Origin of the sequence: Streptomyces sp. NPDC048506 (assembly GCF_040651315.1) — a bacterium.
Classification (GTDB): Bacteria; Actinomycetota; Actinomycetes; order Streptomycetales; family Streptomycetaceae; genus Streptomyces.
Genome location: NZ_JBEZIX010000008.1, coordinates 32229 through 48413 on the forward strand (window position 1 = coordinate 32229; position 16185 = coordinate 48413).

General features: G+C 73.4%; 14 protein-coding genes. 5 read left to right on the forward strand and 9 right to left on the reverse strand.

Features of this window, described 5'->3' with window-relative positions:
* Nucleotides 1-6: 6 nt before the first annotated feature.
* Nucleotides 7-954: a hypothetical protein gene (locus AB0C96_RS08175; protein ID WP_362914899.1), complete on the reverse strand. Its 948-nt coding sequence runs from the start codon at nt 952-954 to the stop codon at nt 7-9.
* A gap of 18 nt (nt 955-972) precedes the next feature.
* Nucleotides 973-1869, reverse strand: a complete 897-nt coding sequence (locus tag AB0C96_RS08180; protein WP_362914901.1) for a DNA/RNA non-specific endonuclease — start codon at nt 1867-1869, stop codon at nt 973-975.
* A 209-nt stretch (nt 1870-2078) separates the two neighbouring features.
* Here AB0C96_RS08180 and AB0C96_RS08185 point away from each other — a divergent pair, with 209 nt between their 5' ends.
* The gene (locus AB0C96_RS08185; protein ID WP_362914903.1) at nt 2079-2879 is read left to right on the forward strand and encodes a caspase family protein; all 801 of its coding nucleotides are present in this window, start codon (nt 2079-2081) and stop codon (nt 2877-2879) included.
* A gap of 85 nt (nt 2880-2964) precedes the next feature.
* Here the strand turns inward: AB0C96_RS08185 and AB0C96_RS08190 are convergent, their stop codons facing one another.
* On the reverse strand, nt 2965-3156 hold the full coding sequence (locus AB0C96_RS08190) for a DUF6381 family protein (RefSeq protein WP_362914905.1): 192 nt from the start codon (nt 3154-3156) through the stop codon (nt 2965-2967).
* A gap of 297 nt (nt 3157-3453) precedes the next feature.
* Here AB0C96_RS08190 and AB0C96_RS08195 point away from each other — a divergent pair, with 297 nt between their 5' ends.
* Nucleotides 3454-4551, forward strand: a complete 1098-nt coding sequence (locus AB0C96_RS08195) for a hypothetical protein (protein ID WP_362914907.1) — start codon at nt 3454-3456, stop codon at nt 4549-4551.
* 96 nt (nt 4552-4647) lie between these two features.
* Here AB0C96_RS08195 and AB0C96_RS08200 read toward each other — a convergent pair whose 3' ends face one another.
* The 3 genes from AB0C96_RS08200 to AB0C96_RS08210 all read right to left on the reverse strand — a co-directional run bounded on the left by AB0C96_RS08200 (nt 4648) and on the right by AB0C96_RS08210 (nt 10140).
* Entirely contained in the window at nt 4648-4998 is a 351-nt protein-coding gene (locus AB0C96_RS08200; protein WP_362914908.1) for a PRC-barrel domain containing protein, read from the reverse strand.
* 76 nt (nt 4999-5074) lie between these two features.
* The gene (locus tag AB0C96_RS08205) at nt 5075-7627 is read right to left on the reverse strand and encodes an ATP-dependent Clp protease ATP-binding subunit (protein WP_362914910.1); all 2553 of its coding nucleotides are present in this window, start codon (nt 7625-7627) and stop codon (nt 5075-5077) included.
* 230 nt (nt 7628-7857) lie between these two features.
* On the reverse strand, nt 7858-10140 hold the full coding sequence (locus AB0C96_RS08210; protein WP_362914912.1) for an FUSC family protein: 2283 nt from the start codon (nt 10138-10140) through the stop codon (nt 7858-7860).
* 170 nt (nt 10141-10310) lie between these two features.
* Between AB0C96_RS08210 and AB0C96_RS08215 the strand changes: the two genes are divergently transcribed.
* Nucleotides 10311-10916, forward strand: a complete 606-nt coding sequence (locus AB0C96_RS08215; protein WP_362914914.1) for a PadR family transcriptional regulator — start codon at nt 10311-10313, stop codon at nt 10914-10916.
* 49 nt (nt 10917-10965) lie between these two features.
* Here the strand turns inward: AB0C96_RS08215 and AB0C96_RS08220 are convergent, their stop codons facing one another.
* Genes AB0C96_RS08220 through AB0C96_RS08230 form a run of 3 tightly spaced genes read right to left on the reverse strand, consistent with a single transcriptional unit; the run spans nt 10966 to nt 13969 of the window.
* Nucleotides 10966-11946 (reverse strand): acyl-CoA dehydrogenase family protein, encoded by a 981-nt coding sequence (locus tag AB0C96_RS08220; RefSeq protein ID WP_362914916.1) that lies wholly within the window; start codon nt 11944-11946, stop codon nt 10966-10968.
* Nucleotides 11946-13118 (reverse strand): acyl-CoA dehydrogenase family protein, encoded by a 1173-nt coding sequence (locus AB0C96_RS08225; RefSeq protein WP_362914918.1) that lies wholly within the window; start codon nt 13116-13118, stop codon nt 11946-11948. The genes AB0C96_RS08220 and AB0C96_RS08225 overlap by 1 nt, the downstream gene beginning before the upstream one ends.
* Nucleotides 13118-13969 carry an enoyl-CoA hydratase gene (locus AB0C96_RS08230; RefSeq protein WP_362914920.1) on the reverse strand — a complete coding sequence of 284 codons (852 nt, stop codon included), beginning with the start codon at nt 13967-13969 and terminating at the stop codon, nt 13118-13120. The genes AB0C96_RS08225 and AB0C96_RS08230 overlap by 1 nt, the downstream gene beginning before the upstream one ends.
* 79 nt (nt 13970-14048) lie before the next feature.
* On the opposite strand from AB0C96_RS08230, the gene AB0C96_RS08235 reads away from it, so the two are divergent.
* Nucleotides 14049-14831: an SDR family oxidoreductase gene (locus tag AB0C96_RS08235; RefSeq protein WP_362914922.1), complete on the forward strand. Its 783-nt coding sequence runs from the start codon at nt 14049-14051 to the stop codon at nt 14829-14831.
* Nucleotides 14832-14988: 157 nt separating this feature from the next.
* Nucleotides 14989-16146, forward strand: coding sequence for an acetyl-CoA C-acetyltransferase (locus tag AB0C96_RS08240; RefSeq protein WP_362914924.1), 1158 nt, complete (start codon nt 14989-14991; stop codon nt 16144-16146).
* Nucleotides 16147-16185 lie beyond the last annotated feature (39 nt).

Genomic DNA, 16185 nt, shown 5'->3' on the forward strand with positions numbered 1-16185 from the left:
CCGCACCTACCCCGGACCGCCGGCGTGGTCGCCGAACAGCCGCTGCACCGGCTCCCTGACCTGGGGCTGGGCCAGGTACTCGGTGATGCCGTGGTGGTTGTGGCTGTCATTGGTGACCAGCAGGTCGGTGACCCGTTCCTGCGGTGCGTACTCGGGCCGCAGGGTGTGGTCGAGGGCGACCAGGTCCCGCAGGTCCGAGGCGTTGCGCCAGGCCGCCACGCCCGCCGGGACGGCCGGCGGCCGGGCCAGCTGGTCCTGCACCTCGGTGATCGCCAGCGGCGATCCGACGGTGACCAGCAGCTCCACGTCACGCCCCTGCTCCCGCAGCTCCTCGTAGGCGATGATCGTGCCCAGGCTGTGCCCGATCACCACCAGCGGGCCGCCGTCCAGACCGTCCAGGGCCTCCTTCACCACCGCGCGCATCGCCGGGCCCGCCCCGCCGAAGAAGTACGCGTGGACGTCCTTGAAGGCGCGCTCGACCAGCAGCCGGAACAGCGCGGTACGGCCGGCGCGGGGCAGCGGCAGCGCCTCCAGCGGGAGCTCCTCGGCCGGCTCCTCGGGCTCCCCGGTACGGGCCAGGGTGTCCGCGAGGTACGTCATGTCCCGCAGCCAGTCGGCCAGTCTGTCCTGGTCCGGGACCGCCCGGCCCTCCAGCCCGCCGTCGCCCGCCTCCCGCTGTGCCTCGTCGAGGGTGCGGGCCACGAAGACCTCGGGCGGTTCGAGAGCGAGCCGGTCCGGCCCGGCCGCCAGCTCCTCCATCGGCTCCGCCCCGCCGTCCAGCGGGTCCGCCCCGAAGTCCGGGAGCGGCTCCGGGTACCGCAGCGGAGCCCAGTACGCCATCCGCGACGCCTCGGCCATGTCCCTGCCGAACAGCGCCGTGTCCCACTGGGACTTGAGCAGCTCGCGGCGGACCTTGTTGCCGTTGCCGTGGACGTAGACGACCGTGGCGGGCATGGTGCTTCCTTCCGGTGGTCAGCGGCGCTCGAGCAGCATGTCGTCGTGCGACTCGAGCCGTACCCAGCGCTCCCGGGGGGCGCGCACGACCGGCATCAGATCGACGTCCGGCAGCGGCCCCAGGTCCAGCGCGGTGAGCTCGACGACGTCCGACACCGGTACCTGGAAGGTGCGGAAGGCGCCCAGCGGCGGCGGCGCCCCCGGTGTGGCACCGGCCAGTGCCCGGTCGGCGTCCCTGGTCAGATCGGGGCTCTGGTCGAGCACATACGCCGTCGCGGCCAGCGCGCCGTCCTGGACGAACGCCGCCACCTTCCAGAAGCGCAGCGGCACCTGGACGCCCCGGTAGGGCGGGTCCGAGTCGTGCAGCACCGGGCCGGTGAGCACGACCAGCTTGCGGTCGAACGTGGCGGCGTGGTCGAGCAGGTAGTTCTCCAGCCCCTGCCAGAGCTGCTTGCCCTGGTTGAACACATCGGCCTGCGGAGCGGCATTGGTGTAGTGGAAGGTGTCCGCGTTGGCCTGGTTCGCCTCCGCGGCCTCGCCCCACACCGGGTCGAGCCGGCGCACCAGGTGCCCCTTGTCGAGGGAGTTGTCGCGGTAGACGTCGTTGCCGGTCTGCCGGCTCTCGGGCAGCCGCGGATCGAACTGCCAGCCGCTCTCCCGGGGGACGTGCTCCAGCAGCCGCCGCCCGTCGATGCAGACGGCGGTGGCCGTCGCCATCCGCCGGTCCGGGCGCAGCACGACGCTGAAGTGGGTGTACGGCAGGACCACGGTCTCCACGTCGGGCCGGTGGGGCTTCGGGAGCGGTACCTGGACGCCGAGGAAGTGCTCGTCGTAGCCCGCGCGGTCGTCCAGGGAGTTCCGGGTCCCGGCCCCGGACGGTGCCCCACCTGCCCCTAAAGAATCTGATGGGCTCATGTGAGGAGCGCTTCCCGGTGGCGCGGACCGCCGATCGGTGCCCACGGCGAAGCCACTCGAACAGCCCGGCGTATCGAGGAGCGCCGCCGCGCCGGGCCCGTGCGGAGGGGGCCGTTCAGGCGGTTGGGCCGGGCGCCGGGTTCACCGGCCGGGGATCACGGAACGCATCCCCGCGTTGCCCGTCGCCCCGCCGCTGTCAAGGAGCCGCCATGCCCACCGGTCTCTCCCTCCACGTCGGACTCAACCAGGTCGATCCGGAGAAGTACGACGGCTGGGACGGCCGGTTGGTCGCCTGTGAGAACGACGCCCGCGACCTGGCGCGGCTGGCCGGCGCGGCCGGGTTCGCACCGACCACCCTGCTCACCCCCGACGGCACCGTCGACCGGATCGTCGGCGCGCTGCGCACCGCGGCGGAGAGGCTCACCAGCGGCGACATCCTGTTGTTCAGCTACTCCGGCCACGGCGGCCAGGTCCCGAACGCCGACGGCGGCGACGCGGAGCCGGACGCATTCGACGAGACCCTGGTGTTCTACGACCGCGAATTCATCGACGACGAGCTGCACCGGGAATTCGGCCGATTCGCCGAGGGCGTCCGCATCCTGGCCCTCCTCGACTGCTGCCACAGCGGCACCGCCATCGAAATGCCCGATCAGAACGCAGCCGCCGCCCGTCTCATGCCGGTCTTCAAACAGCAGGAGATCTACCGGCGGGACCAGGAGTTCTTCCAGGAACTCCAGCGCGATCTCGCGGCCCGGAAGGACAGCGAACGAACCGCCGATGCGCTGCTCATCTCCGCGTGCCAGGACAATCAACTCGCCTCCGACGGGGACACCAACGGGAAATTCACCGGAACCCTGCTGGACGTCTGGCGGGACGGGGCGTTCCGCGGCACCTATCGCACCTTCCACCGCGAGATCCTGGGGAACATGCCGTCCTTCCAGAGCCCCAACCTCTACGTGACCGGACGGCCCGGCGAGACGTTCCTGGCGCAGCAGCCGTTCACCGTCTGACCGACCCGGAGCAACCGGAACCCACCGGCGCACACGGACGGGACGCGGCCCCAGGGCCGCGTCCCGTCCCTCATCTTCCGGTCTCTCACTCCGCGGGGTAGATGTCCCCGCCCCGCATCATGCTTTCCTGTTCACTCTGGGACTGGAGCCTGCGGGCCTTCTCCTGGAGCCGCTTCCGCTCGTCCGGGTCGCTGGTGCGTTCCGCGGCCGCCTTCAATTCCTGGGCCTTGTCGCGCATCTGCTGGATTCGTGCACGTACTTCTCCGGATGCACTCATGATCTGTCCTCGCGCCGTGGATGGGGAGCTGCATATACCAGCGAATCAGGACCGGCGGTCTTCGGCACCTCGAAAGGGAACTTCCCGGGACACGGAAATGGCCGACCGCCACGAAGCCCGATCGTAGGAGGCCGCCGAACGCGGCACGCCCGGGCGTCCCGGCGTGTCTCCACCAGATGGCCTTCCTGCAATGGCGAGGGCGACCGGGAGGGACGTTGGCTGAAGCACAGCAGCTCACGTCCGCTGAGTGTCAGAGCCTCTGGGGTTTGACGCTCCCCTCGTTCAGTGGAGTCCTCCATGACATCCGAACCAGCACTTTGTGGGGGCGACGCCGAACTGTCATCGACAGCACACGGCGAGCACATTCCGCCCCTCCCTTCCGAGAAGAACTCCGCCCACACCCTTCTCTGGGAGGCCGTCACCCATCGGCCCTTGGAGGAAGTCGCCGCTCTCGTGGAACTGCTCAAGCGCAGCGGCGACGTTCCCAATCCCGGCGACGAAGCGCTGCGCCTGGCGGTCATCGCCCGCCCGGTGAGCGAGGTCGCTGCGCTCTTCGACCTGCTCCGGGCCGACCCCAACACCGTGGAGTCCAGCCGTGACGCACTGCGCGCCGCGGCGGTCGGCAGGTCCGTCGAGGAGGTCGCACAGCTCATCGAGATGTTCGACCGGACGCAGGACGGCGGCACCGACCCCTTCGGCGCCACCGACCCGTACGACCGGTCGGACCACTTCCCGCCGGGCCCGGGCGGCTCCGGTGGCCCGGGCGGCCTCGGCGAACCGGAGCACACCGCGACCCTGCACACCCTGGACCCCGACGTCCGCCCGCTGGGCAACGGCGCCCGTCCGGCCCCCGCCGCACACCGCGAGCACGCGATGCAGCAGCCGCCCGGCCGCCCGCCGTGGTCCCATCTGCCCTCCCACCCGCAGCACGGTCCGGGCGGTCCGGCGTGGGGCGGCGGTCAGGAGGAGCCCCGGCAGCCGGGCTACGCCGTCCCCGGCGTGCTGCGCTCCGTCCTGCGCTGGCCCGCGGCCGCGGCCCTGGCGCTGTGCGGGGTGGGCCACCTGCCGGTGAACGCCGCCCACACGCCCGGTGCCCAGGCCGCCGCGGGGCTGTCCATGGCCATCGCCGTGGTCTACCTGCTGCTGTCCGGGTGGCTGGCGATGCGCGACACCGCCCTGGTCTGGACGGTGAGCGCGGCCGCGGCCATGGTCATCGTCGCCCTGCACGCGCTGTCCCGGGCCGGCGTCCTCACCCCCCTCGGCAAGGGGCTGGGGGACATCGGCCTGTGGCCCGAGATGCTGGCGGTGGGACTGGCCGTGGTCAGCGCCGGACTCGCCGGTGCGGCGCTGCTCAGCCGCCCGCGCCGGGTCGGTACCGCCCCGGCGGGAGCGTGAACGGCCGGCGCGGATCCGGCGTCGAGGGCGCGGGCCGGGACCCGGAAACGGGTTCCCGGCCCGCGCCCTTCGCCGCGCCGCCGCGGCCGGGGCGCGTCAGGTGTGCGGAGCGCCGTAGTACCCGGCGAGCCGCCGGTGGTACGCGTCGTCCCCGATGTGCTTCTCCCGGTCGAACTCCGGGGCGTGTTCGATGTCCTTCTTCGTCCGGGCGAGGTAGATCACGCTCCGGTCGAAGTCGATCGAGGAGATGACTCCGGCCGGCAGCAGGACCTGCCTGCCGAAGATCCACACCCCGGTGTCGACGACCAGACAGGCGGCGCCGGCCTCGTCGGAGTGCTGCTCCACCGTCCCGACGGTGCCGTCGATCGCCTCGACCGAGAAGCCGGTCAGATCGACCCCGGTGCGGTGTCCCGCGGTGTCCTGATAACCCCAGATGCTGTCCGTCATGGGAGACCTCCCAGCGCTGCCGAGCCGGCGCAAGCCGGACGCCCTCCCCTCCTCGTGACCATCATGCCTCCGGCAGCTACTTCTTCACGGCGGTGCGGAACGTCAGCTCGTCGTCCCGGATCTCCACCCGTACCTCGTCCCCGGGCGACAGCGCGCCGTCCAGCAGCAGCCGGGAGAGCGCGTTGTCCACCTCGCGCTGGATGGTGCGGCGCAACGGCCGTGCCCCGTACTCGGGCTGGTGGCCGCGGAGGGCGATCCAGTCCACGGCCTCCGGCGTGAACTCCACCGAGATGTCCTGGGACTGCAGCCGGCGCTTGGTGCGCTCCAGCAGCAGCCCGGTGATCTCGCGCAACTGCTCGTCGGTGAGCCGGTGGAAGACGATGATCTCGTCGAGCCGGTTGAGGAACTCCGGGCGGAAGTGCTCGCGCAGGCTCGCCAGCGCCCGCTGCCGGGCCCCGTCGCCGCCCCCCGCCGCCGTGCTCTCCGCACCGAAGCCCAGCACTCCGCGGCCTCCGCTGAGCGCGTCCGAGCCGAGGTTGCTGGTCATCACGATGACGGTGTTCTTGAAGTCGACCGTACGGCCCTGGGAGTCGGTCAGGTGCCCGTCGTCGAGCACCTGGAGCAGCATGTTGAAGACGTCCGGGTGCGCCTTCTCCACCTCGTCCAGCAACAGCAGCGAGTACGGGTGGTGCCGCACGGCCTCGGTCAGCTGGCCGGCGTCCTCGTGGCCGACGTATCCGGGGGGCGCACCCACCAGCCGGCTGACGGTGTGCCGCTCCTGGAACTCGCTCATGTCCAGCCGCACCATGCGGTCCTCGCTGCCGAACAGCGCCTCGGCGAGCGCCCGGGCCAACTCCGTCTTGCCCACGCCGGTGGGGCCGAGGAAGAGGAAGCTGCCGATCGGGCGGTCGGGGTCGGCCAGGCCGGCCCGCGAGCGCAGGATCGCCTCGGAGACGGCGGTGACCGCGTCCTCCTGCCCGATCACACGGGTGTGCAGCCGGTCCTCCAGCCCGAGCAGCCGCTCCTTCTCCTCCTGGGTCAGGCTGCTGACCGGGATGCCCGTCTGCCGCGACACGATCTCCGCGATGTCCTCGGCGGTGACCTCCACGATCGTGCCGTCCCCGCGCGGCCGGGTGCCCTGGGCCGCCTCGATCCGCGTGGTCAGCTCGGCGATCCGGTCCCGCAGGTCGGTGGCCCGCTCGTACTGTTCCGAGGCGACCGCCTGGTCCTTGTCCACGGCCAGTTGTTCCACCTCGCGCTCCAGCGCCCGTACGTCGGTGGTCTTCGCCCCCGAACGGAGCCGGACGCGGGCGCCCGCCTGGTCGATCAGGTCGATGGCCTTGTCGGGCAGGAAGCGGTGGGTGATGTAGCGGTCCGACATCTCGACGGCGGCGAGCAGCGCCTCGGGGGTGTAACGGACCTGGTGGTGCGCCTCGTAGCGGTCCTGGAGGCCGCGCAGGATCTCCACCGTGTCGTCGATCGTCGGCTCGGGCACCAGGATGGGCTGGAAGCGGCGGGCGAGCGCGGCGTCCTTCTCGATGTGCCGCCGGTACTCCTCCAGTGTCGTGGCGCCGATGACGTGCAGCTCCCCGCGGGCCAGGGCGGGCTTGAGCATGTTGCTCGCCTCGAGGGAGCCGCCCTCCCCGGTGCCGCCCCCGGCGCCGACGACCGTGTGCAGCTCGTCGATGAAGACGATCAGCGCCTCGGGGTGCGCGCGGACCTCCTCCATGATCCCGTTCATCCGCTCCTCGAAGTCGCCGCGGTAGCGGGTGCCGGCGAGCACCGCGGTCAGGTCCAGGGCGACCACCCGGCGCCCCGCCAGGGTCTCGGGGACGTCCCCGTCGGCCAGCCGCTGCGCCAGCCCCTCCACGATCGCCGTCTTCCCGACGCCCGCGTCACCGACCAGCACCGGATTGTTCTTCCCGCGGCGGGAGAGCACCTCGATGGTCTGCTCGATCTGCTCCTCGCGGCCGATGACCGGGTCGATCCGGCCCGCCCGGGCGAGGTCGGTCAGGTCGCGGCTGAACTTGTCCAGGGTCGGGGTGTCGTGCTTCGGCGGGGCGCCGTGCTCACCGCCCCCGTGCTGCGGCCCGTGGCCGCCCTGCGGGGCGGCGTGCGGATCGAAGTGCGCCAGGTTCAGGATCCGCCCGGCCGCCGAGTCCGGGTTCGCCGCCAGCGCGTCCAGGACGTGCTCCGGACCGATGTACGAGGCACCGTTGTCCCGCGCCAGCTCGTGCGCGCCCAGCAGGGCCCGCTTGACCGCCGGGGTCACCGCGACGCTGGCCTGCCTCGGGCCGCTGCCGGCGCTGCGGTCGATCTCGGCCGCCAGCGCGTCGGGGTCCGCCCCCGACTGCCGCAGCAGGGACCGGGTCGGCTCGGCGCTCAGCGCCGCCCGCAGCAGGTGTTCGGTGCCCAGCTCGGGGCTGCCGTGCTCGGCGGCGTAGGCGGCTGCGGAGGTCACCAGATCCCGGGCGGGGCCGCTCATCAGGCGCGCGATGTCCGCGTGCCGGGGCGGCGGTTGTCCCGCCTCGCCGCTCTGGGACTTCGCCGAGTCGCCGAAGAAGCGCGCGAGGAATTCACCGAACGGGTCCGGGCCGTAACCCCCCGGACCCACGCTTCCCTTGCTCATGTGTGTCCGTTCCGCTGTCACGGCGGTACCGCGACATGCTGCCTTGTCGGGGCCTGGAGCTGTCGCTCGTCCTCCTGCCCTGGCGGGTGCCCGGGAGGCGGGACGTCACACGCCAGATGCCACTCCACTGCTTCAGGATCAGGGCCAACAGGGCCATCCGCACCCGGGCGGGCCGCGCCGGGCACCCGCGGCGGTTCCCCCGGCCCGGCGGTTCGGGCGCTGTGCGGGTGTCACATCTCGTGGTGGACACGCGTCAGATCGGCGGTCAGCGAGTCGAGCCAGATGACCGAGTCGACCAGGAGCGCGGCGGAGACCGCGCGGGCGTCCCGGTCCGGGACGTCGCGCGGGACGGGCGGCACGACGGCCAGCAGGGCACGGATGTCCAGCGGGCGGGGGGCGGGGCGCGGGGAGCCGTGGTCGGTGCGGAGGTACCGGGCCAGGGCCCGGTAGGCGGCGGCCGTGCCGCCGGCGGCCTGCCGTAGCCAGGCGCCGACCTCCTGGTGGCCGATCCGGCCCGGCCGGCCGGGCAGCAGCCGCTCGCCGCGCCGGGCGTCCGCCGCCGCAACCAGCAGCGCCGGCCAGTACGGCTGCCGGGCCGTCTCCTCCCACGGTTCGCTCTGGTACTGCGCCAGGCTCTCCTGCGCGAGGAGGAGGGCGCGGTTGATCGCGGCGATGCCGCCGGCGTCGCTGCTGCCGGTCGCCGTGGTGCGCTCGACGACCCGTGCGGTGGTCCGGCCGATGGCGTCGGCGATGGCCGCGCACAGGTCCGCCATGCTCCTGCGCAACTCGCCGCCCGCGCCCCGCGGCCAGGCCACCAGACCGCAGGCCAGCCCGATCAGGCTGCCGGCCAGCACGTCCTCCAGCCGGACCGGGGCGAGCTGCCAGGTGACCGGCGAGACCTGGGCGAAGAGCGTGGCGACGACCAGCGTGAAACCGCCCTGCGCCCAGGCCAGCCCGCGCAGCGGCCCGGCGATGAAGGCCACCAGCATCACCAGCGGCAGCGTCACCGCGTACACCGTCGCCCGGTCATGGACCAGCGCCAGCAGTCCGCCGGCCAGTACCGCGCCGATCAGCGTCCCGAGGAGCGCCTGGCGGACCGCGGAGCGGGTCTCCAGGCTCGTCGTACGGGTCAGGGTCAGCGTCGCGAGCAGTACCCAGAAGCCGTGCTGGAGATCGAGGAGTCCGGCGACGCCACGGGCCGCGGCCAGTCCGAGCGCGTACCGGCAGGCGTTCTGGAAGATCACCGAGCGGGGGGTGAGGTGCGTGGTCAGGCGCCGCCACCACAGCTCGGGGGCGTGTGCCCGCGCGTATGAGAAGGAGTGCCCGGCCGGGTTCCGGTCGACGCTGCGGTCGCCGAGCAGCAGTCGAACGGCCAGCACGAGGATCACGGCGGCGTCGGCGGCCTGCACGACCAGGGAGCGGCGGCGCAGGTAGCCCAGCCGCTCGTCGGTGCCCAACCGCTCCAGGGTGTCCACGGCCCGGTGGGCGCGGACCGGGTCCAGCTCGTTCTGTAGGGCCGTCGCGGACGGACGCCCCATGCCGGGCAGCAGCCGCCGCCTGTGCCGCGGCAGCCGCCCCCGGCCGCGCCGCGTCCGGACGGGTTCCCGCAACGCCTCGGCCACCTCACCGCTCGCGGCGCGGATGCCCTGGAGCAGCGTGATCGTCTCCGGGTGGTAGGCGGACTGCCTCCCGGCTGCCACATGCAGGGCGTCCAGCCTGGTCAGCAGGGTGCAGGCGGCCTCGGCGGCGTGTGCCATCGCCTTGTGGGCGACGGTGGGGGAGGCCGGGACGTCGGCCGGGGGGAGGCGGGACGGGCGCAGCGCATCGGCGGCGGTACGCGCCCGGGTGCGCTCGGACGCCGGCACCGGGCCGCCGTGGTGCCCGGCCAGGTCCGCCGCCGCGTCCGCGGCCTCGGCCAGCAGTCGGCGGAACGGCGGGGTGTCCGGCTCCGGCAGTACGAAGCGCTGGGCCAGCGCGAGCAGTACGGCGCCCAGCAGGAAGCCGGCCAGCCGCTGGTCCAGCGTCTGTGGGGCGTAGGGCGGGAAGCACGGGAGGATGTAGAGCAGTTGCATTCCGGGTGCCGCGCCGGCGATCCGCGGCCCGGTGGTGCCGGCGTAGGCGACCAGGAAGCCGATGACGAGCATGCCGAGGACGGCCGCCCAGGTCCGTACCGCCAGCAGGGTGCCCAGGGTGACGAGCGCCAGACCCGCGGGGACCGCGGTCAGGGTGGTCGCGGCGCGCTGGCGCCCGGACCCCGGGATCCGGGCGAGGGCGCCGAGCGAGACCACGGTGAAGGTGGCGTACACGGACATCACGGTCCGATCGAGCCCGTAGCGGCAGACGTAGAACGCGATGCAGGAGGCGGTGGTCACGCGGACCGCATTGCCGAGCACCGAGCGGTGTCCGCGCAGCTCGTGCCGGCCGTGCTCGCGCAGGTAGCGCAGTCTGCGCCGCACCGCGTCGACGGCCCCGCCGGCCGTCCGCCGCTCGGGAGCTCGCTGTTGCGGTCTCACCCCTCCACTATTGGCCAGCGGCACCGGGGCCGCATGGCACGCCGCTCGGCCCGCCCGTCGTCCGGCGATCGGTCGTCCGCGGGCCGGGCCGGCGGGACGGCCCTCGCGTATGACGATCTGTCAGAAACCGGTCGACCGCCCGCCGGGACGCGGACCGTAGACTGCGCACCGTGACGGAGAAGACGGCGGGCGTCGCGGACGCCGGCGATGCGGAGCGGCCGGCGCTACCGGCGACCGGCTGGGCGGTGCTGGGACTGCTCTCCTTCGGCGAGGAGCTGTCCGGTTACGACCTGAAGAAGCGGTCGGACCAATCGCTGCGCTCCTTCTACTGGAGCCCGTCCTTCAGCCAGGTCTACGGCGAGCTCAAGCGCCTGGAGAAGGTCGGTTACGTCAGCTCGCGCCTGGTCGCCCAGGAGACCGGCAACCGCGACAAGCGGGTCTATGTGATCACCGACGAGGGGATGGCGGCGGTCCGCCACTGGGCGCGCGAGGCACCGGTGGAGCCCCCGGTCCTCAAGCACGGCGTGATGCTGCGGCTCTGGCTCGGCCATCTGCTGGAGGCGGATCGGATGCGTGAAGTCCTCGGCCGGCACCGGGAGTACGCGGAGTCCATGCGGCAGCGCGCCGAGGCGGACGCCGAGCGCGCCCGCGCCGAGCAGGCCTGGGACTACCCCGCGCTCGTCCTGAAGTGGTCCGAGCGGTTCTACGCCTCCGAGCGGGACCTGGCCGACGCGATGCTGACCGACCTGGACGAGCGGGACCGCGCCCGCCGGTAGTCCGGCCGGGGCGTGAACACGGCCCGCCGCACCGGCATCTGACGTGACATCAGTCGGCGAGCACCCGCGCCCGGCAGTCCGCCGGCGTGCCCCAGGCGTCCCGCAGCGGGCGGGCCTTGCGGATCCACAGCGAGAGGTCCAACTCCTCGGTGTACCCGAGCGCGCCGTGCAGTTGCAGCGCCGTACCGGCCGCGGTGTGGCCCGCCTCGCCCGCCGCGACCTTCGCCGCCGCCACCTCGCGCGCGGCGGACGGGGCGCCCGCCGCCACCGCCAGGGCCGCCGCGTACACCAACGGTTCGGCGAACTCCAGCCCGAGGAGCGTGTCCGCCAACCGGTGCTTGACCGCCTGGAACGAGCCGATCGCCACGCCGAACTGGGTACGCCGCCGGACGTGGTCGACCGTCGCCGCCAGCAGGGCCCGGCCGAGGCCGACCGACTGCGCGGCGGTGGCCAACCGGGCGACGTCGACGGCGTGCGCGGCGGCCGCGGTCACCGCCGGGCCCCGGGCGAGCAACGCGCCGCCGCGTGGCCGGCACAGTCGCCGGGCCGGATCGAGCGAGGGCTGCACCGGGCCGTGCGCGTCCGCGCGGTACGCGGTGTCGCCCCGGACGACCAGGACGGTGTCGGCGGCGTCCGCGTCGAGCGCGAACGGCGCCCCGACGCACAGGCCGACCACGGCCTCGCCGGAGGCGATCCGTGGCAGCCACTCCCCGGCCGCGCCGGGCTCGCCGAGCCGGTCCAGGAACGCGGCCGCGGCCACCGTCTCCACCAGCGGCCCCGGCACCGCATGCCGCCCCAACGCGCCGAAGGCAACGGCGAGTTCGACCGGGAGCAGGCCCATTCCGGTATGGCGCTCGGGCACCGCCAGCCCGAACACCCCCGCCTGGGCGACCCGCCCCCACAGCTCCCGCCCGGGCTTGTGCTCCCCACCCGCCCAGGCGCGCACCACCGCCGGAGTACCGGACGCCCCCAGCATGTCGTCCAGCGCACGGCCGAACTCCCGCTGCTCGTCGGTGAGGAGGAAGCGCATCACCGGCGTCCCTTCGGCAGGCCGAGCAGCCGCTCGGCGATGATGTCGCGCTGGATCTCGTTGGTGCCGGCGTAGATCGGCCCGGCGAGCGAGAAGGTGTGGCCCTCGGCCCAACTCCCGTGCGCCGGCGCCTCATCGGCGTCGTCGGAAAGCATGCCGTACGGGCCGAGCAGGTCCAGTGCGGTCTCGTGCAGGGCGAGGTCCAGCTCGGACCAGAAGACCTTGTTCAGGCTCGACTCGGCGCCGGCGGTGCCGTCGGCGGCCGCGAGCCGGGCGGCGTTGGCATAGGTGAACAGCTGGTACGCGCGTGCGCCGATCAGCGCGTCGGCCACCCGGTCGCGCAGCGCGGTGTCGGCGGGGTCGGCCCGCTCGTGCCACAGGCGGCGGAGCCGGTCGGCGGCGGCGAGGAAGCGGCCGGGGGAGCGCAGGGTGAGCCCGCGTTCGTTGCCCGCCGTGCTCATCGCGACCCGCCAGCCCTGGCCCGGCTCGCCGATGACGTCCTCGTCGGGCACGAAGACCCCGTCCAGGAACAGCTCGGCGAAGGCCGGTTTGCCGTCGAGCCGCCCCAGGGGGCGTACCGTCACACCGGGTGCGTCGAGCGGGAACATCAGATACGTCAGCCCGCGGTGCGGTGCGCCGGCGTGCGGGTCGCTGCGGAACAACCCGAAGGCGCGGTCGGCGAAGGCCGCGCGCGACGACCAGGTCTTCTGGCCGCGGAGCAGCCAGCCGCCGGTGGTCCGGATCGCCGTGGAGCGCACATTGGCCAGGTCCGACCCGGCCTCCGGCTCCGACCACGCCTGCGCCCAGATCACCTCACCGCTCGCCATGGGGCAAAGGATGCGGGCGCGTTGCTCCTCGGTGCCGTGCTCGAAGAGGGTGGGGGCGAGCAGGTTGATCCCGTTCTGACCGACCCGGCCGGGCGCGCCCGCCGCGTAGTACTCCTCCTCGAAGAGCAGCCACTGGACGAGCGAGGCGCCCCGGCCGCCGTACTCCGGTGGCCAGGAGACGACCGACCAGCGGTCGGCGTGCAGCGTGCGCTCCCATGCGCGGTGGGCGGCGAAGCCCTGCTCGGTCTCCAGCGACGGCAGCGGTTCGGCCGGCACGTGCGTGCCGAGCCAGGCGCGGGCCTCGGCCCGGAAGGCCTCGTCGGCCGGCGAGGGGGTGAGGTCCATCAGGAACCCGCTCGCTTCATCGCCGTGACGTCCATGCCGCCCAGTGGGTCCGCCGCCGTCTCGGTGTTGTGCGCATGCGCGAGGTGGTGCAGGGCGAACACCGAGTCCAGGCCGGGGTGCAGGCCCTGGAGGTCCTCGGCCTGGTTCACGGCGCGCTTGGTCAGCGCCAGCCCCAACCGTGGCATCTCCGCGATCCGCAGCGCCAACTCGCGGGTGCGGTCGGCCAGTTCGTGTCGGGGAACCACGCGGTTGACCATCCCCAACTGGTACGCCCGGTGGGCGGACATCCGGTCGCCGGTGTAGAGGAACTCCTTGGCGATCCGCGGTGGCATCACCCACGGGTGGGCGAAGTACTCGACGCCGGGGATGCCCATCCGTACGACCGGGTCGGCGAAGAAGGCGTCGTCGGCGGCGACGATCAGGTCGCAGATCCAGGCGAGCATCAACCCGCCTGCCACGCACGCCCCTTGGACCGCGGCCAGCACCGGCTTGGGCAGCTCCCGCCAACGCCGGCACATGCCCAGGTAGACCTCCGACTCGCGGGCGTACCGGCTCTCGGCGCCCGCCTTGTCCGAGTGGTCCCACCACAGTCCCGCGGCGCGGTCGAAGGGGAGGTGGGCGTCGCGCTCGGGGGTTCCGATGTCGTGGCCCGCCGAGAAGTGCCGGCCGGCGCCGGCCAGCACCACGACCTTGACCTCGTCGTCGTCCGCGGCGCGGTAGAAGGCGCGGTCGAGGGCGTAGGTCATCGCGGAGTTCTGGGCGTTGCGGTAGTCCGGGCGGTTCATGGTGACGGTGGCGACCGGCCCCTGGCGGGTGTAGCGCACCGGCTCGTCGGTGTGGGCAGCGGGCATCCGCCCCTCCTTCCCTAACAAGTGTTTGGTAGGTTAACGTACGGCCGTGAGCAGCGTCGAGGCCCGAGGAGGTCCGCGTATGACACCGCCCCCCTACGTGCCCGGCCACGACCTGCTCGCCGGCCGTAGCGCGGTCATCACCGCGGCCGCCGGGTCCGGCATCGGCGGTGCCACCGCCCGCCGCTTCCTGGAGGAGGGCGCCCGGATCGTCATCGGTGACGCCCACGCCCGGCGGCTGGAGCAGCACGCGGCCGCGCTGGCCGACGCGTTCGGCGCCGACCGGGTGGCCGCCCTGCCCTGCGACGTCACCGACGAGGGCCAGGTGGGCGCCCTGTTGGAGCTGGCCGAGGAGCGCCACGGCCGGCTCGACATCGTCGTCAACAACGCCGGACTGGGCGGCACCGCCGACCTCGTCGAGATGACCGACGAGCAGTGGAGCACGGTCCTCGACGTGACCTTGAACGGCACCTTCCGCTGTACCCGGGCCGCTCTCCGCCGGATGCGGCGCACCGGCAGCGGCGGCGTGATCGTCAACAACGCCTCCGTCGTCGGCTGGCGCGCCCAGCGCGGCCAGGCCCACTACGCCGCCGCCAAGGCCGGGGTGATGGCGCTGACCCGCTGCGCCGCCGTGGAGGCCGCCGCGTACGGCGTGCGGATCAACGCGGTCGCGCCGAGCCTCGCCATGCACCCGCACCTGGTGAAGGTCACCACCGCCGACCTGCTGGCGGAGCTCACCGAACGGGAGGCCTTCGGCCGCTGGGCCGAGCCGTGGGAGGTCGCCAACGTGATCGTCTTCCTCGCCGGTGACTACGCCTCGTACATGACCGGCGAGACCGTGTCGGTCAGCTCGCAGCACGCCTGAGGAACCCCGCGGTGCACCCTTCGCCGCCCCTGGTGGCGGCCGGGCGCACCGCACCACCCCGTGGGGGAGCGCCCGCCGGCACCCGCCGACCGTGCCGGCCGGCAGCCCCTTGCGGAACCGGCCGGCAGCTCCGCAGAATCTGACCAAGGAGACCAGCATGCCCGAGGCCTACGTCGTCGACGCGGTCCGTACCCCGGTCGGCAAGAAGGGCGGCGGTCTGTCCGCCGTGCACCCCGCCGATCTGGGTGCCCATGTACTGACGGCCCTGATGGCGCGCACCGGTGTCGACCCGGGCGCCGTCGAGGACGTCGTCTTCGGCTGCCTGGACGCGGTCGGACCGCAGGCCGGCGACATCGCCCGCACCTGCTGGCTGGCCGCCGGACTGCCCGAGGAGGTCCCCGGCGTCACCGTCGACCGGCAGTGCGGATCCTCCCAGCAGGCCGTCCACTTCGCCGCCCAAGGGGTGCTCTCCGGCACCCAGGACCTGGTCGTCGCGGGCGGCGTCCAGAACATGTCGCAGATCCCGATCGCCTTCGCCAGCCGCCGGGCCGCCGAGCCGCTGGGCCTGACGGAGGGGCCGTTCGCCGGCTCCGGGGGCTGGCGGGCCCGCTACGGCGAGGCGCCCGTCAACCAGTTCCACGGTGCCGAACTGATCGCCGCCAAGTGGCACCTCTCGCGGACCGAGATGGAGGAGTTCGCGCTCCGCTCGCACCAACGGGCCGTCCGCGCCATCGACGAGGGCCGCTTCGACCGGGAGGCCGTCCCGTTCGGCGACGTCACCGTCGACGAGGGCCCGCGCCGCACCACCTCGCTGGAGAAGATGGCCGGGCTGACGCCGGTGGTCGAGGGCGGCCGGCTCACCGCGGCGGTCTCCTCGCAGGTGTCCGACGGCGCGGCGGCGATGCTCCTCGCGTCGGAGCGGGCGGTGGCCGAGCACGGTCTGACCCCGCGGGCCCGTGTCCACCACCTCTCGGTGCGCGGCGAGGACCCGATCAGGATGCTGTCCGCGCCGATCCCGGCGACGGCGTACGCGCTGAAGAAGGCCGGCATGACCATCGACGACATCGATCTGGTCGAGATCAACGAGGCGTTCGCGTCCGTCGTGCTGGCCTGGCTCAAGGAGACCGGCGCCGACCCGGAGCGGGTCAACGTCAACGGCGGGGCCATCGCGCTGGGCCACCCGCTCGGCGCGACCGGCGTACGGCTGATGACGACCCTGCTGCACGAACTGGAGCGCACCGGCGGCCGATTCGGCCTCCAGACCATGTGCGAGGGCGGCGGTCAGGCCAACGTCACCATCATCGAACGCCTCTGACGCACCGCGGGAATGTTCCGCGGCGCGGCCGTGTTGCCG

Excerpts from the sequence above, each read along its gene's own strand:
- AB0C96_RS08175 (WP_362914899.1), bottom strand. The coding sequence starts at position 954 with ATGCCCGCCACGGTCGTCTACGTCCACGGCAACGGCAACAAGGTCCGC.
- AB0C96_RS08180 (WP_362914901.1), bottom strand. The coding sequence starts at position 1,869 with ATGAGCCCATCAGATTCTTTAGGGGCAGGTGGGGCACCGTCCGGGGCC.
- AB0C96_RS08185 (WP_362914903.1), top strand. The coding sequence starts at position 2,079 with ATGCCCACCGGTCTCTCCCTCCACGTCGGACTCAACCAGGTCGATCCG.
- AB0C96_RS08190 (WP_362914905.1), bottom strand. The coding sequence starts at position 3,156 with ATGAGTGCATCCGGAGAAGTACGTGCACGAATCCAGCAGATGCGCGAC.
- AB0C96_RS08195 (WP_362914907.1), top strand. The coding sequence starts at position 3,454 with ATGACATCCGAACCAGCACTTTGTGGGGGCGACGCCGAACTGTCATCG.
- AB0C96_RS08200 (WP_362914908.1), bottom strand. The coding sequence starts at position 4,998 with ATGACGGACAGCATCTGGGGTTATCAGGACACCGCGGGACACCGCACC.
- AB0C96_RS08205 (WP_362914910.1), bottom strand. The coding sequence starts at position 7,627 with ATGAGCAAGGGAAGCGTGGGTCCGGGGGGTTACGGCCCGGACCCGTTC.
- AB0C96_RS08220 (WP_362914916.1), bottom strand. The coding sequence starts at position 11,946 with ATGCGCTTCCTCCTCACCGACGAGCAGCGGGAGTTCGGCCGTGCGCTG.
- AB0C96_RS08225 (WP_362914918.1), bottom strand. The coding sequence starts at position 13,118 with ATGGACCTCACCCCCTCGCCGGCCGACGAGGCCTTCCGGGCCGAGGCC.
- AB0C96_RS08230 (WP_362914920.1), bottom strand. The coding sequence starts at position 13,969 with ATGCCCGCTGCCCACACCGACGAGCCGGTGCGCTACACCCGCCAGGGG.
- AB0C96_RS08235 (WP_362914922.1), top strand. The coding sequence starts at position 14,049 with ATGACACCGCCCCCCTACGTGCCCGGCCACGACCTGCTCGCCGGCCGT.
- AB0C96_RS08240 (WP_362914924.1), top strand. The coding sequence starts at position 14,989 with ATGCCCGAGGCCTACGTCGTCGACGCGGTCCGTACCCCGGTCGGCAAG.